Origin of the sequence: Streptomyces sp. 2A115 (assembly GCF_052245575.1) — a bacterium.
Lineage (GTDB): Bacteria > Actinomycetota > Actinomycetes > Streptomycetales > Streptomycetaceae > Streptomyces.
In genome coordinates, this window is the sequence record NZ_JBQQCG010000262.1 from 1 (window position 1) to 625 (window position 625).

Genomic DNA, 625 nt, shown 5'->3' on the forward strand with positions numbered 1-625 from the left:
CGTACGTGTTCGGTTTCGAGGGTCCGGCGGTCACGTTGGATACGGCGTGTTCGTCGTCGTTGGTGGCGATGCATCTGGCCGCGCAGGCGCTGCGGCAGGGTGAGTGCTCGATGGCGTTGGCCGGCGGCGCGACGGTGATGGCGACGCCAGGTGCCTTTGTGGAGTTCTCCCGGCAGCGGGGCCTGGCCACCGACGGGCGGTGCAAGGCGTACGCGGACGGCGCGGATGGCACGGGCTGGGCCGAGGGTGTGGGTGTGGTGGTGCTGGAGCGGTTGTCGGTGGCGCGGGAGCGTGGGCACCGGGTGCTGGCGGTGCTGCGGGGCAGTGCGGTGAACCAGGACGGTGCCTCGAATGGTCTGACGGCGCCGAACGGGCCGTCGCAGCAGCGGGTGATCCGTAGGGCGCTGGCCAGTGCCGGGCTTTCCCCCTCTGAGGTGGATGTGGTCGAGGGTCATGGCACGGGGACGGTGTTGGGTGATCCGATCGAGGCGCAGGCGCTGTTGGCCACCTACGGGCGGGACCGGGACCCGGAGCGCCCGTTGTGGCTGGGGTCGTTGAAGTCGAATGTCGGTCATACGCAGGCGGCTGCGGGTGTGGCGGGCGTGATCAAGATGGTGCAGGCGCT

Annotated in this window: 1 protein-coding gene; it reads left to right on the forward strand. The window is 70.2% G+C overall.

Translation table 11 applies throughout. The features are described 5' to 3' along the window. Positions 1-625, forward strand: a 625-nt coding sequence (locus ACTWQR_RS55940) for a beta-ketoacyl synthase N-terminal-like domain-containing protein (RefSeq protein WP_443235046.1), incomplete at both ends; no start/stop codon positions are given.